2 protein-coding genes are annotated in these 1049 nt (G+C 64.5%); both read left to right on the top strand.

Annotated features, from left to right (window positions below; all coding sequences use genetic code 11):
- On the top strand, positions 1-340 hold a 340-nt coding region (locus ENZ74_RS32805; RefSeq protein WP_127313336.1), incomplete at its 5' end, for a DUF429 domain-containing protein.
- A 148-nt stretch (positions 341-488) separates the two neighbouring features.
- Positions 489-1049, top strand: a 561-nt coding sequence (locus tag ENZ74_RS32810; protein WP_164761444.1) for a carbonic anhydrase, incomplete at its 3' end; no start/stop codon positions are given.

The raw sequence follows: 1049 nt of genomic DNA on the forward strand, positions 1-1049 counted from the left end.
GCTGATCGCGCGGCCCGATTTGCGCGGCCGCGTGTTCGAATCCCATCCGGAAGTCGCTTTCTGCCGCTTGAACGGCGATCAAGCCATGCAACTGCCGAAGAAGATCAAGGGCAGCATCAATCCGGCCGGCATGGCGGAACGCAAGGCGCTGCTCTGCCGGCTCGGCTATGATAAGGGCTTTCTCGACCAGCCGCCGCCCCGCGGTGCCGCCGCTGATGACTTCCTCGACGCAGCCGCGATGACGCTGATCGCCGGTCGCATCGTCGGCGGCGAGGCGCGGCCGTTTCCCGACCCGCCGGGCCGCGACAGCTTTGGCATTCCCGTCGCCATCTGGGCGTGACGCTGTTGGCCACCGTTGCGCTCGATGCATGGCATTTCTAGCCAGCCCTCATAATTCTGCATTGCTCGCGACCGGCTTTTGCCGCTAGAGCCTCTCTAGACCGCAACGAGCTGCCGCATCCAACCCGGAAAGGCTCCAGACGCCGCCCATGTCCCATCTCCCTGAACATCTTCTCGCCGGCTATCGCAATTTCATGAATGGCCGCTATCTCACAGAGAGCGGGCGCTATCGCGATCTCGCTCGCGAAGGCCAGGCGCCGGAGACGATGATCGTCGCCTGCTGCGATTCGCGTTCGGCGCCCGAGGCGATCTTCGACGCTGGGCCGGGCGAACTCTTCGTTCTGCGCAATGTCGGCAATCTGGTGCCGCCCTATGCACCCGACGGCGAGTTCCATTCGACCTCGGCGGCGCTTGAATTCGCCGTACAGAGCCTCAAGGTCAAGAACATCGTCGTCATGGGCCATGGCCGCTGCGGCGGCATCCGGGCGGCGCTCGACAGCAATTCCGCGCCGCTGTCGCCGGGCGACTTCATCGGCAAGTGGATGAGCCTGATCGCGCCGGCGGCCGAAACCGTCTCCTCCAGCACCTTCATGACCGCCTCGGAGCGCCAGACCGCGCTGGAGCGCATCTCGATCCGCTATTCCATCGCCAACCTCAGAACCTTTCCCTGCGTCTCGATTCTCGAAGGCAAGGGACGGCTGTCGCTGCAT

This window comes from Mesorhizobium sp. M7A.F.Ca.CA.002.15.2.1, from assembly GCF_003998715.1.
Taxonomy (GTDB): domain Bacteria; phylum Pseudomonadota; class Alphaproteobacteria; order Rhizobiales; family Rhizobiaceae; genus Mesorhizobium; species Mesorhizobium ciceri.